The following is a 12984-nucleotide window of genomic DNA, read 5'->3' as shown; positions in this document are numbered from 1 at the left end:
TTTGGCTATAGGGTGTCGCGTATTTACCGGGAATGGCAAAGCGCAAAAGTACTAATAACCTATCTTTAACAGACTATGTTTGAACAGATCGATCAATTCGTAGACCGTATCATATCGCTGACGCCGGAAGAGCGACAGCTCTTTCATTCCCTGCTCAAATTCAGGCGGGTGAGGAAACGCACTTATCTCCTGCAGGATGGCGAGATATGCGACTTTGAAGCGTACATCGTAAAAGGTTGCATCCGCACCTATTACCTGAGTGATGATGGCACAGAAACAATACTTTCCTTTGCCATAGAAGACTGGTGGGTAAGTGATCCCTACAGTTTTACGGAACAGACGCCTTCCAATATGTTCATCGAATCGCTGGAAGATTGCGAACTGCTGGTCATTGACCATAAGAGCAAGGCGGCGCTGTACGAAAAAATACCCAAGTTTGAGACGTTGTTCCGGCTGCTGATACAGCGATCGCTCTTTGCATTGCAGAAGCGCGTCCACAGCCTTGTTTCACAGACCGCAGAACAGCGGTATGTCGCTTTTCTCGAAAAATACCCCCAGGTGGTGCAACGTGTACCGCAGAACCAGATAGCCCGTTACCTGGGGGTATCGCCGGAATTTTTGAGCAAAGTGAGAAGCACCATGCACAAAAAGAAATAGCAGCTAACTAAATATCAGTTCATTGGCTTGCCTGATCTCATCTTCGATGATCGTATGTCCCATATTGTCATAGATCTTTTCCGTTACGCGGGCGCCCATCTTTTGTAAGATGGCGGTGGATTCATGTACCCGTTGCACAGGCACATGGAAATCGGGATTGGAACTACCGATGAAGACAGGCATGCCATCAAACGCTCCATTGTAGTTTTCAGAATATACCCGGTCGCCAATCAGGCCACCGGTGAAAGCCACAGCGCCGCCATATCTTGCCGCGTTCCTGGCAATAAATTCGAGCGTAAGACAAGCGCCCTGGGAAAAGCCGAGGAAGTAAATATGCTCCGGCGCAATGCCCTGTTGCAGCAACTTATCCGTCGTGCTTTTCAGCAGGCTTAGCGCAGAAGAAAGCCAGGGCTCATTCTCCGCCGGCGGCGCAAGGAACGACTGCGGATACCAGGTATGGTTGGTTGCCTGTGGCGCCAACAGCGCATAGTCGCCAACAGGAAACCACTGCGCCAGCGACAGGATATCTTCTGCCGACGCCCCCCTGCCATGTAGCATGATCAATGCCTTCGAAGCGATTGCTACTGGCGTTCCGGCCGTGATGATATTTTCTTTATGCATGTCACCGTTATTTTAATACTGGTAATACTTTTTCAATCTCGCCCCTGGCTGGCTCATACTGTTTGGGCAATCTGAGACTCATGCCCAGTTTGTCAAGCGGCTCGTCTACTGTAAAGCCGGGGTTGTCTGTCGCGATTTCAAACAATACACCGCCTGGTTCTCTGAAATATAAAGAGAAAAAATAATCCCGGTCAATTTTAGGCGTGATTTGCAGTCCTTTGCTTAACACCTTTTCCTGGTATTCCATCTGGATAGTATCGTTAGCAACCCGGAAAGCCACATGGTGATTGATACCCGCGCCGCTTAAACCACGCTGTCCTTCCGGCAATGCCAGTAAATCGATGATACCTGCCTGTTGCACCGTATCGGTGATAAAGCGGTAACGGTTTCCTTCCTGGGCCAGCAGGCGATAACCGAATATGTCTGTCAGCACGCTCGCGGTGGCATCTATTTCCTTCAGGGATAAGGTAGTACTATGGAAACCTCTTGTTGCTATGTCTGCCTTTACCTCGTTTGTTTGCCAGGGCGCCCTGGTATCCGGAGTTTTGGGCACCACCAGGTTGATATTAAGTCCATCGGGATCTGTGAAAGAAAGATAGGGCTCGCCGAAGTGTTCTTTTATTTCGGAGAAAGGCACTTTAAAGCGGGACAACCGTTCTTTCCACGCATCCAGGCTACCTTCTGGTACGGCATAAGTTATTTCAGTCGCCATACCTGTCCCTGCGCGACCGGAAGCAATATTTCCCCACGGGAAAAAAGTGAGGATGGTACCGGGAGTGCCATGCTCATCACCATAGTAGAAATGGTAAGTCCCCGGATCATCAAAGTTAACGGTCTTCTTCACCATTCTGAGTCCAAGTACACCGGTATAAAAATCATAGTTGCGTTGGGCATCACCCGCAATAGCGGTAATATGGTGAAGACCCAGTATTTGTTTTTCCATAGTTGTACTTTTATTGTTGATGATCGAGTGCGGCACGCAGTTCATTTTCCAGCAGTCCACTGCCGCCCCCGTAATGTCTTATAATGATGGTTGACAGATGATGGTTGTTGACTACCCTGTGAAATGCCTCCTCATCGTCGGCGCTTACGCCTACGCAAAGCAACAGGGCGTCATAGTTTTCGTTGAGCAATTTTTCCAGCCCTTCTTCCCTGGTAAGTGCAATAACACCATGCCAGCCGGTGTGGCTATTAAGCAGCCGCTCTACCACCTGCATAATAGCAGGATCGTATCCAACAGCGAGCAGTTTTAAGTGATTGTTCATAGCAATAAATTATTGCGGTTTAATGATCATGGGTACCTCCATTATCAACAGGCGGGCATCCTCACTCAGTCCTTTTACTTCGATACGCTCCGACTCCCATATGCCCAGTCCGTCCCTGGCTGAAAGTTCTTTCCCATCGACAGATAAGCGTCCATCTATGACGAAAGCATACACGCCATTGCCTGGCTGACGTACGGGATAACTAAACGAAACGCCGTAATCGAAATACCCGATGCTGAACCATACATCTTTGCGAATAGCAATCCCGTTGGGACTATCGGGCCCGATAAACGTATGCAGCCGATTTCTTTCTGCCGGAGGCGGCAGCTCTCCCAACGTATATCTCGGTGGCGTATTCAGGTCTTCGGGATAGACCCAGATCTGGAGAAATTCGGCTGCCTCGTCGCTGCTGTTATTATATTCACTATGAAACAGGCCGCTGCCGGCGTGCATTACCTGGATGGTTCCTGCTGCTGCTATGGCCTTGTTTCCGGCCGAATCCTCATGCCGGAGGCTTCCTTTCAACGGGATACTGATAATTTCCATATTATCGTGCGGATGCCGCCCAAATCCTTTGCCGCCAGGCAGCGTGTCGTCATTCAGCACCCTCAGTGCGCCAAAACCCATTCTCCTGGGATTGTAATAATCGCCAAAACTGAATGTTTTCTGACTATCCAGCCAGTCATGATGATCATGCCCGCGGGTGTCTGCTTTATGAAAAATATACTGTGCCATCGCCTTTATATTTATAAAACAAAGTTCCGTTATATGGCCTCATTTGCCTATGAACCAGGTTAAGAAACCGGGTTAATCTATATTAAGATTTCGGGTACGTTCAAAAAACAATGGCCTGGAATAACTCCCGGCCATTGATTGTAAATGATCAGCTTAATGGTTATTCTTTAATAAAAGCCAGCAGGTCTGCATTGATGGTAGCCGCTTCTGTAGTGGGCATTCCGTGCGGGAAACCCGGATAGGTAATTAAACGGCCATTTTTCAGCAATTTGGCTGCCTTCACGCCGGTAGTAGCGATGGGTACGATCTGGTCATCCTCACCATGCATAACCAATACAGGAATATCAACGCTTTTAAGATCTTCTGTAAAGTCTGTTTCAGAGAAAGCCTTAATACAGTCGTAATGTGCCTTGATGGCTCCCATCATGCCCTGACGCCACCAGTTGTCCATGATACCTTGTGATTTCTTAGCCCCTTCCCGGTTGTAACCGTAAAATGGAATGGTAAAGTCCTGGAAATACTGCTGACGGTGAGTGGCCGTATTAGCACGGATTTCATCGAATACAGACAATGGCACACCATCGGGATTGTTTTCGTTCTTTACCATGATCGGCGTAACAGCGCTCACCAGCACAGCCTTAGCCACCCGGCCCTTTCCATGTTTTGCTACATAACGGATCACTTCACCTCCACCGGTGGAATGCCCGATATGCACCGCATTTTTCAAATCAAGCGCTTTTACCAGCTCCGCCACATCTGATGCATAGGTATCCATATCATGCCCGATAGCTGTTTGACTGGATCTTCCATGGCCTCTGCGATCGAAAGCGATCACCCTGAAGCCCTGATTCAGGAAAAAAATCATTTGAGCGTCCCAGTCATCGCTGGATAATGGCCAGCCATGATGGAAAACAATGGGTTGACCGGTTCCCCAATCTTTGTAATAAATTTCGGTGCCGTCTTTAACAGTGATCTTGTTCATGTTTTTTGAGTTTAAGTGATAGTTAATAAATTAGCCTGGTTTCCTGCTTAACGAATGAATAGTTGTAGTCGTTCTCTACCAGTAGTGTTGAATGACGAGACAAAACTCCTGCTTTCAATAATTATCACCAATAACCTATATTAAGAACCGGGATTAATCTAGGTTAATAATCGTACGGAGAAAGCGTGATGACGAATAAGCCTCCCTATACACCCGGGGGCGATTCCGCATATTATGATACTATTAGCATTTTAATAAAAAAAGGATGCTTATCTTTATCCATATGTTACGGAACGTCCTTTTTGCTACAGTTTTAATGTGGTGTGTGGCCGCAAAGGCACAGACAGATCCCTCTTTCGGTGCTATGAACCGAACCGAATCTGCCTCTAAACTAACTCAACAGGCGAGCGATACCAACCATGTGTATAAGAAGTGGTTTGTAACAAAATATGCCGGCGTTTCCACTGGTTTTGTAGCCTTTAAAGGAGGGAGTGGTTCCTTCTTGTCGGTACCCCTGTCATGGCAGATTAACCGTCAGTTAACCAATAACCTGTTTGCCTTCGGAAGCATATCGGCAACACCTTCCATCTTCCGTTACAATAGCATACCTTATCAGCCTGTGGACAAAAGCAATGGCATGATGCAGCCTAACCACTTTGCCGCCTATCCTGATGCAAAAATAGGCGTCATGTATATCAGCAATGACAGAACATTTTCTATTTCTGGTAGTGTGGGGGTGAGCAGGGGTAGCTACTATGGTTATTCTCCTTTTTATGCACCTATGTATGCCCCGGTACAGGGGAATATGCAAAGATAACGCACGTGTCAGGCGTTTAGTTTTTTGCGAATTGATTTCACTGTTTCAGTGCATACGATCTCCCCTGGCTCCTTTTCAAAAAACGTAAAGGGATATACGGAAATGTGCCTACATCCCAGTAGCACAAATGGGGATTTATTCATGGAGGTTGGCCACAGACACCGGAAACACCTCGTTAGTTTTATGCGTCCCTTCCTTAATCGAAACCTCGCTTCCATTATCTCCCATTTTAAAATCAACCAGGTATTTATTAATCTTTGACAGCATATTAAACTCAATTTCAAATTCATTGGCGGTTTTCCAATATCCTCTTAACGCATACAGATGACCGGAACCAGCGTCCAGGTAAAATTTATAGGCAGTACCAACTCCTAAAGGATAGGTAACGGCTTGTTCCCCGGTTTGCTTTAACATAAGGGATAAGTTCCCTTCCTTAGATATAATTTTAGCGCTTTCTACGACTAAACTATTGGCGGGGAAAATAATTGTTTTATTAAACAACTTCCCTTTGTCAGCAGCGTTGGAAATGTACTTAGGCGAATCAATCACCGTTTTTGCCGCTTGAAGCTCCAGTTTTTTCAGGTTATTAAAGGCAACCGGATCACCGGGCAATTTTTTATCCGGGTGAAATGAATTACCAATCATATCACCAATCCGTTCTTTCTGATCGTCGTCAAGCCCTCCTGCCGTAACCACAACAAGGGCGTTGTGTATGGAATCGATATGTAATCGCTGTGTGCCCCTGCCCTCTGCATTGTAGCTATGATCTTTGTCGATCCAAAAACCATAACCGTAGCCGTTTCCGTTTGGAAATAGGGTGTTCATGGACTTGGCTTTCCTTATCCAGTCTGTGGAAATAATTGACTTACTATTCCATTTGCCGCCGTCTAACAATAGTTGGCCAATTTTAGCGAGATCAATTGGCTGCAAGGCGAGGTCCCCCCAACCGTAATGAATGCCCTGTTTATTTTTCGACCAATAAACTGACTTTATTCCCAAATCATTGAAGAGATATTTTTTAGCAAAATTTTCCGGGGATAACCTGGTTGCCCGGTAAATAATTTCCCCCAGCAGGTAATAATTGCAACTGCAATAGGAGAATTGCTGGCCGGGATTAGTTACAAAAGGAACATTGAAAATAAATTTTGGCCAATTGTCGGATGGAAATAATTTATGGAATAGGCTATCTTCATTTGAAAAGCCGCAATCAAAGCCCGATTTCATCGTAAGCAGGTCTTTGATGGATAGTGTTTCAAAGCCCTTAGCCGTTAATCTGATTTCCGGGAAAAATGATGTCACTAATTGATCCTCACTTTTGATATAGCCCTTATCTATGGCTATACCGATAAGCAGGGATGTTACCGATTTTGTGCAAGAGGCTACGTCATGCCGCAAACCTGGTTGAAACGGATAAAAATAGGTGTCCAGTACGATCTTCTTATTCCGTATAATTAAAAGGCTGTGAATATTTAATTTGTTTTCTTTCACATAAGTGAATATCTCGCTTAAGCCCTTAGAAGAGAACCCTTCATCTTCGGGTGTGGAAAACGAAAATGTTTCACCGGGGATCTCTGGAGCCTTGGTTGTTTGAGAAAAAGTCAACGCTGCTTTAAACAGGAAGAGTAGCCATAAAGTAATCCTTTTACAATGGACGTGGTGCATATATAGAGATGCTTTTAAGATAAAAAATTTCCCGGCGGCATGGTACTCCAGGAAATCTTAGGTTAGCATTTGATTAGCCAAATTGAATATAGCTCTTTTATTTGTAATATTGCCACAACAACCAAAAACAAGTGCAAATGTCTTCAACCCCAATAGTAGCAAAAACTTTAGATGAGGTTTTGGCAAAGCTGGAAGATATTATCAGCAACGCCATCAAGCATGAAGATCGTAGCGGTTATTTCGCCGCCCTGTATTACAAAGTGACATTGAAAGTAAAGGAAGGCATTGCAGCTGGCCAGTTTGGCGATGGGAAAAATATTACCCGGCTGGATGTTCAGTTCGCGAACCGGTATTTTTATGCGTTTGATCAGTGGCAGCAGGGAAAGCCGGTCACCGGATCCTGGGAGGTAGCCTTCAATGCCATAAAGAAACGTTCCTATTTAATACTACAGCATCTGTTACTGGGAATGAATGCCCATATCAATCTCGACCTGGGCATTGCTACCTGTGAAGTATCCAATGGCGACCTGGATAGTATGAGAACGGATTACAATAATATCAACCTGATTCTCGCTTCCCTTACCTATGGGGTTATCAACCAGCTGAACGTGTTGTCCCCTTTTATGTCGATACTGGGTTTTAGAGGCACCAAGTCAAACTCAATGCTGGTGCAATTCAGTCTCGGCAACGCCAGGGATGGTTCCTGGTGTTTTGCAGAGGAACTGGCGTTGAAAAAAGGCAACGCATACGATGATTTTATTGTCCGGCGCGATAATGAAATCGCGGAGCTGGGGAGCAGCCTGATTAAGAACAAAGGTTTCCTGAAAATCGGCGTCTGGCTTATACATTTATTCGAATGTAAAAAAGTGAGTTATATTATTGACATGCTGAACGACTTTAAAAAGCCGTATAAGAAGGATTTGAAAGGGTTTAAGTTATAATGTTCTGGCAGCGCCGGTACGCTACGCACCAGAATAAAAGCGGCCCATAACCCGCAACCCGGGACATTGCATCCTCATTCCCTCAATGATCAATACTTGCTCTCCTTAACAAGAGAGGCACTATCTAACGACTTGGTTGATATATCCTATACTCTGGAAACAGGATTTTTTATCAATCCTGATTTTAGTAATGCTGCCATAATCAATCTGAATGCTAAAGGCATTTTGCAGTGGTATTTCAAGTACCTGGCAAAGTATGGAACGGATAACCCCGGCGTGGGTGACGATTACTATGGTATTATTTTCTTCCGTGCCGGAAAATATTTTTTCATCAAAAAAGCCTTTAACCCTCTGGTCCATATCCCGGAAACACTCTCCTCCCAATGGTTTTTCGTTTACAAAATCTGCCATCCACTTATTTAGTTCCTGCTGACTGATTTCGTCCCATTGCTTCATTTCCCAACTGCCAAAATTAATTTCCATCAAGCGGTTGTCGGTAATAACTTGCGAATATTGCCCATTGTAGCTGCTGAATGCATCGGCAAGCAAAGCGCACCGCTTTAAAGGGCTGGAATAGACCAGGGCATTTGAAGGACTAACGTGTGATATGATTTTGCTGAATTGATCCAGGAAAGGCTCCTGTAAGGAAACATCTGTTTGGCCATAACAGATCCCTTTAGGCAGAATAGTTTCTGTGTGCCGTATCAAATAAATTTCCATATTCCAATAACGGATAAATAAAATACTATCTCACCTACCTGTTGCGTGGCTCCCAAACAGTCGCCGGTATATCCTCCAATCCATTTATCAAAATAGCGTGCCAGTAAAAACCGGAAGATGAATACCGGTATCAGTGCGTACATAATTTGATAATGGTACAACGCCAGATATATCAAAGGCGCAAGTCCGAAAAAGAAGGCCCCTGATATTTCCTTCCAGGTATATTTTTCGGCAACAGGTTTTATTTTACTGCTATCGCTCTCCCGGGCATATTGATGTGTAAATACAATTGAAATAGCGGCCAAACGACTTAACGAATGGGCAGCAATGAAGAGCGCAAGTAAGGTAGCTGGAGCAATATTTCCATTTTGTGCGATGTGCAGTAACAAGGTAAATTTCAGGAGGAACAATAGTATCAAACCAATTACTCCAAAGGCTCCCACACGGCTATCCTTCATGATGTCCAGGATTTTCTGTTTGGTCCATCCACCTCCGAACCCATCGCAAACATCAGCAAATCCATCTTCATGAAAAGCTCCGGTAACAAATATTCCGGTTACCATTGAAATAATTACCGAAATATCAGCGGGGAATAAACAACTTACCCCATAGTATACCGCGAAACAAAGTAAACCGACTATCCAGCCAATCAAAGGAAAATAGCGGGTCGATTGATTCAGATAGGAAGCAGAGTGGTCTACCCATTTTGGACAGGGGATGCGTGTATAAAACATCAACGCTGTAAAAAATATTCTTAGCTCTTTCTTTATCATTAGACGTTATTTCCTTTATTATTAACTCCGGGCGGCTTCGAAATTCATTATCTCATTTAAGCGTATCACGTCTCGATTTTAACTTATCATACAGCGTTTGCATAAGTATAAAGGGTGTTTTCTATGCGGGGATCAAATCGCAAAACCAAAACCCTTTTGTATTTGATGAAGAAACGCAAATATTATCGGTCTTCACCTCTATCGCCTTATAAATTTTTTCTCCTGTGCTGAAACGGATCTTCTTTTTGAATATAGCACCCTCATAGCAGAAAGTATGAAATTCGCCATTTTCTCCACAGGGATCTACATTGCCGGGCAATTGTTCCACAAATAACGGATCAATCTCTTTACCTACCCATTCTTCCCCGAGATAGCCGTCGTTGGTGCAGCAGGTAACGGTTTTGAATCCCTGTGCAATAAAATCATTAATGAGCCAGCGGGTATCTGATTTCCAGATAGGAAAAACGGCCTGCATACCTATTTTCTCCAGGTTTTTCTCACGATATATTCTCAGGTCTTCTAAAAATATATCTCCGAAAATTACGTGCTGAATGCCTTCAGATTGAACGGTACGCAAAATAGTCTCCATTTGCTTTTCGTATTCACTGTTGGTACCCTCAGATACTTTTACTTTGAGTAAGGGTATTCCTATTGATTCGGCTTGCTTTTCCAGCAGTTCTTCCCTTACTCCGTGCATAGATACGCGTTTGAATGTATCATTAACAGTAGTAAGCAGGTACTGTACATCATATAAATTTTCGGACAACACTTTATGCAGGCAGTAAGCAGAATCCTTCCCTCCGCTCCAGCAAAATATGGCTTTAGGCTTGTTCATGGCTTGTTTTTATTTTTACGGGGATCCCGGAAACCATTAAAATGACTTCATGTGCATTTTGGGCAAGGTATTGATTCATCCAGCCCTGCAGCTCTACAAACTTTCTTCCTACCTCTGTTCCAGCGTGAACTCCCATCCCGATTTCATTGGTGATGAAAATAAAAGTTCCATCGATGGATTTTATTTTTTCAAATACTGCTTTCGCCTGTAACAACGACTCTTCAATGTTGTTTTTTGTGTCCACAAAAAAATTTGTTAGCCATAAGGTCACGCAATCAATTACTACCACCCTGTTGCCTAATTCCAGATTACCCAACTCCTTCTCTTCTTCGATGCTTGTCCATCGCTCGTCTCTTTCCCCCTGGTGGCGTTCAATTCTTTTTTCGAAATCGCTGTCCCATCTTCTGGCGGTTGCTACATATACCGGGGAGGAGGATAATTCCAGTGCAAGCCGCTGTGCATAGGAGCTTTTGCCTGAACGTTCACCTCCTGTTATCAGATAGATCATTATGATATCTTTAAAAATTATTAGGAAATAAATTATTACTGCTGCTTCCGGGCTTCAGCCTGATCGATCTTTTCCTGGATAATTGCTTTCAGACAATCTGGGCAAAAGCAATCTCCTTTTTCTGAGATCTTCATTATTTGCGGCAGCTCGGAACACCAGCACTTTTCGATGCAGCAAGTGAAAAACGTACCGCATTGCGGACATTTTTTTTGTCTTTCATTAGAACTAATGCTCATACACCTTTGTTTTGAGTGGTGCATATTTATGCGTATATTGTTCCTGCATGGGGAGTAGCTCCGGATGAAACAAAGAGGCCAGCAGTTCAATTCCGTCTACCAGGCGCGTACTCGGACAAGTAAATAAATCTGCGTCTGCCAGGTATACAGCATTGTTTTTTACGGCCAACAATTCATTCCATCCTTCAAGTGCCGTTAATTGATTTATTTCTGTTGCTGCTCTTTCTATATTGAATCCGCAAGGCGCTACCACCAATACTTCCGGGTTATATCGTACTATCTTATCCCATGCAGTAATGATGGAGTATCCTGAAGGATTGGACAACATGTCTACCCCACCTGCCTGTGCAATCTGGTAGGGAATCCAATGGCCGCAATTATATATAGGGTTCAGCCATTCCATGATCATTACCCGCTTTAAAGGAGCATTGTGCTTGCGTAATGTATCCATTATTTTATCAGTACGCTTCTTCAATGCAGCAAGCAGCTGATAAGCTGCCTCTTCTTGCTCCATGGCATGGGCAATAGTAATGGCATTATCATAAACGTCATTCAGATTGCGTGGTATCAGCGGGATGACCAATGGCCGTTTCTTTAGCTTATAAATGGCACGCTCTGCATAGCTGGTACCGATCTGGCAAACATCACAAACATCCTGGGTGAAAATAACATCGGGAGCTATTTCCTGCAGCAGCTCTTCATCTACATAGTAAAGACTCTTCCCCATTTGCTTTGTTTCCGAAACAATACGCTCTATTTCTTCACTCGAAAAGTTATTGTCTTCTAGGTAGGAACGGACTACTTTTGGTTTGTCGGAGTGACATTCAAAGGTGACTCCACAAAGAAACTCCTCCAGGCCCATTTGATAAATCATACTGGTTGCGGCCGGCAGAAATGAACAGACTTTTATTTTGTTTTGCATCATGTTGATTGTTTTTCCTGCAAAGAGATTCCAATGATGTCCATAAACCGGATTACCTCTTCTTTTTGCGGGGTGAATGAATCAATGGTTATTTCTTTTTTATACAAAGGCCCGTCAAGTACAAGTGTATGATATTCTCCCTGCTCTCCGCAAATATCAAGATCTGTTAATTCATGTATCTTATTCAGTTCCGTAACGATATCCCTGTTTAACTCCCTGCCGAGCCAACCGGGGCCAAACCAGGGTTCTTTGACACAGGAAAAGATCACTTTAAAGCCGGCAGAAAAGAGTTGATGCAGTACTTGCTGCCTTTCAGCATGCCAAAGTGGAATCAGCACATTTACGCCGGCAGGTTTGCTGCGCTCCGTAATCCAGTTCGTATTACCATGTACTTCTGCAATATCACCGGTAACAATAGTATCAATTTGATATTGGTCCCTTATTCCTATGATTGCTTCCTCATAAGCTTCCTTGTATGGTTCCTGAAGATGGATGATGGTATGGGGAATGCCAAGCGCAATAGATTGCGCTTCAATGATTTTTATCGAATGGGCACGAAACCGGGCATTCTCCATTGCAAAAGTGATGAGCGAAACAATTTCGTAGCCCATCACCTTCGCCTGGTATAAAGCAAGATTACAATCTTTTCCTCCTGTCCATAGTACAACAGCCTTGTGCATTTATTGAACGCTTATTAACTGAAGTCGCGGATATTTTTGCTGTGCCCATTCAAACAATCCGAATGAAATGGCTGAGAACAATAAATTCCCTGCCAGCATATTCTTCATATACGGGATAGCTGCCACGTAACAGGCAATGAGGCCTGTTGCTGTTTTGGGATATAAGCGGCCCTCCATCCAGACACCAAAATCTGTAATGATCCAATGTACCAATGCAGCGGCAACTGCCGCCATTATTACATTTCTAAAGTTAACTTTTTTAATGAGAGACCCAATCAAGGTGGCTAATGCAAATGCACCATAAGTCCAGTAAAATCCATCATAAAAAAATACGAGCTTGTGATAGTATACGAAATAATTCAGGAACAGATCGCTGATCCACAGGGTCATTAATGGAAGCAGGTAGGCTTTCCATTTTTCAGAAAAATAGTGCCCGCCAAACAAGGCCATCGAACCAATCGGAGTGAAATTAGCCAAAGGCGTTGCACATGAAGCATTGAACAAACGTGTAAGGGCCAGCCCTACCGTGATAAGCAGCAATGCGCTGAATCTGAAATTGAGAGATTTACTCGTGTTCATTTTATCTGATTTAGTTTGGTTTTGATATAGCCTCAGCGCCAATCCTGGATT

Annotated in this window: 16 protein-coding genes; 3 read left to right on the top strand and 13 right to left on the bottom strand. The window is 44.0% G+C overall.

Going from position 1 to position 12984, the window contains the following annotated elements; all coding sequences use genetic code 11:
- The first annotated feature begins 75 nt into the window (after window positions 1–75).
- Window positions 76–657 (top strand): Crp/Fnr family transcriptional regulator, encoded by a 582-nt coding sequence (locus FHW36_RS25400; protein WP_145673334.1) that lies wholly within the window; start codon window positions 76–78, stop codon window positions 655–657.
- A 3-nt stretch (window positions 658–660) separates the two neighbouring features.
- Here the strand turns inward: FHW36_RS25400 and FHW36_RS25395 are convergent, their stop codons facing one another.
- The 5 genes from FHW36_RS25395 to FHW36_RS25375 form a co-directional block, all read right to left on the bottom strand.
- Window positions 661–1278, bottom strand: a complete 618-nt coding sequence (locus FHW36_RS25395; protein WP_145673333.1) for an alpha/beta hydrolase — start codon at window positions 1276–1278, stop codon at window positions 661–663.
- A gap of 7 nt (window positions 1279–1285) precedes the next feature.
- Complete coding sequence (locus tag FHW36_RS25390) at window positions 1286–2221, bottom strand: ring-cleaving dioxygenase (protein ID WP_145673331.1); 936 nt, start codon at window positions 2219–2221, stop codon at window positions 1286–1288.
- A 10-nt stretch (window positions 2222–2231) separates the two neighbouring features.
- Window positions 2232–2543, bottom strand: a complete 312-nt coding sequence (locus tag FHW36_RS25385; RefSeq protein WP_145673329.1) for a hypothetical protein — start codon at window positions 2541–2543, stop codon at window positions 2232–2234.
- A 9-nt stretch (window positions 2544–2552) separates the two neighbouring features.
- Complete coding sequence (locus tag FHW36_RS25380) at window positions 2553–3278, bottom strand: pirin family protein (protein ID WP_145673328.1); 726 nt, start codon at window positions 3276–3278, stop codon at window positions 2553–2555.
- Window positions 3279–3438: 160 nt separating this feature from the next.
- A complete protein-coding gene (locus FHW36_RS25375; RefSeq protein WP_145673326.1) occupies window positions 3439–4260 on the bottom strand; it encodes an alpha/beta fold hydrolase in 822 nt (273 codons plus the stop codon).
- A 364-nt stretch (window positions 4261–4624) separates the two neighbouring features.
- Here FHW36_RS25375 and FHW36_RS25370 point away from each other — a divergent pair, with 364 nt between their 5' ends.
- The gene (locus FHW36_RS25370) at window positions 4625–5077 is read left to right on the top strand and encodes a hypothetical protein (RefSeq protein ID WP_145673324.1); all 453 of its coding nucleotides are present in this window, start codon (window positions 4625–4627) and stop codon (window positions 5075–5077) included.
- A 135-nt stretch (window positions 5078–5212) separates the two neighbouring features.
- Here FHW36_RS25370 and FHW36_RS25365 read toward each other — a convergent pair whose 3' ends face one another.
- Window positions 5213–6739, bottom strand: coding sequence for a serine hydrolase domain-containing protein (locus FHW36_RS25365; protein ID WP_145673323.1), 1527 nt, complete (start codon window positions 6737–6739; stop codon window positions 5213–5215).
- A 179-nt stretch (window positions 6740–6918) separates the two neighbouring features.
- On the opposite strand from FHW36_RS25365, the gene FHW36_RS25360 reads away from it, so the two are divergent.
- Entirely contained in the window at window positions 6919–7680 is a 762-nt protein-coding gene (locus tag FHW36_RS25360; RefSeq protein ID WP_145673321.1) for a DUF5995 family protein, read from the top strand.
- A 120-nt stretch (window positions 7681–7800) separates the two neighbouring features.
- Here the strand turns inward: FHW36_RS25360 and cobC are convergent, their stop codons facing one another.
- The 7 genes from cobC to FHW36_RS25325 all read right to left on the bottom strand — a co-directional run bounded on the left by cobC (window position 7801) and on the right by FHW36_RS25325 (window position 12933).
- On the bottom strand, window positions 7801–8400 hold the full coding sequence (gene cobC, locus FHW36_RS25355; protein ID WP_145673319.1) for an alpha-ribazole phosphatase: 600 nt from the start codon (window positions 8398–8400) through the stop codon (window positions 7801–7803).
- Entirely contained in the window at window positions 8385–9173 is a 789-nt protein-coding gene (locus FHW36_RS25350) for an adenosylcobinamide-GDP ribazoletransferase (RefSeq protein ID WP_262713404.1), read from the bottom strand. Before FHW36_RS25350 ends, cobC begins: the two co-directional genes overlap by 16 nt.
- 121 nt (window positions 9174–9294) lie before the next feature.
- The gene (locus FHW36_RS25345) at window positions 9295–10008 is read right to left on the bottom strand and encodes a Dph6-related ATP pyrophosphatase (RefSeq protein WP_145673318.1); all 714 of its coding nucleotides are present in this window, start codon (window positions 10006–10008) and stop codon (window positions 9295–9297) included.
- Window positions 9995–10516 carry a bifunctional adenosylcobinamide kinase/adenosylcobinamide-phosphate guanylyltransferase gene (cobU, locus tag FHW36_RS25340; protein WP_145673316.1) on the bottom strand — a complete coding sequence of 174 codons (522 nt, stop codon included), beginning with the start codon at window positions 10514–10516 and terminating at the stop codon, window positions 9995–9997. The genes FHW36_RS25345 and cobU overlap by 14 nt, the downstream gene beginning before the upstream one ends.
- A 225-nt stretch (window positions 10517–10741) precedes the next feature.
- On the bottom strand, window positions 10742–11677 hold the full coding sequence (locus FHW36_RS25335) for an ABC transporter substrate-binding protein (protein ID WP_246121227.1): 936 nt from the start codon (window positions 11675–11677) through the stop codon (window positions 10742–10744).
- Window positions 11674–12354, bottom strand: coding sequence for a Dph6-related ATP pyrophosphatase (locus FHW36_RS25330; RefSeq protein WP_145673314.1), 681 nt, complete (start codon window positions 12352–12354; stop codon window positions 11674–11676). The genes FHW36_RS25335 and FHW36_RS25330 overlap by 4 nt, the downstream gene beginning before the upstream one ends.
- Window positions 12355–12933, bottom strand: a complete 579-nt coding sequence (locus FHW36_RS25325) for a DUF6580 family putative transport protein (protein WP_145673312.1) — start codon at window positions 12931–12933, stop codon at window positions 12355–12357.
- Between the last annotated feature and the right edge of the window lie 51 nt (window positions 12934–12984).

The sequence above is a fragment of the Chitinophaga polysaccharea genome, assembly GCF_007829335.1.
In the GTDB taxonomy this organism is placed as follows: domain Bacteria; phylum Bacteroidota; class Bacteroidia; order Chitinophagales; family Chitinophagaceae; genus Chitinophaga; species Chitinophaga polysaccharea_B.
This window is presented reverse-complemented; position numbering and strand designations above follow the sequence as displayed.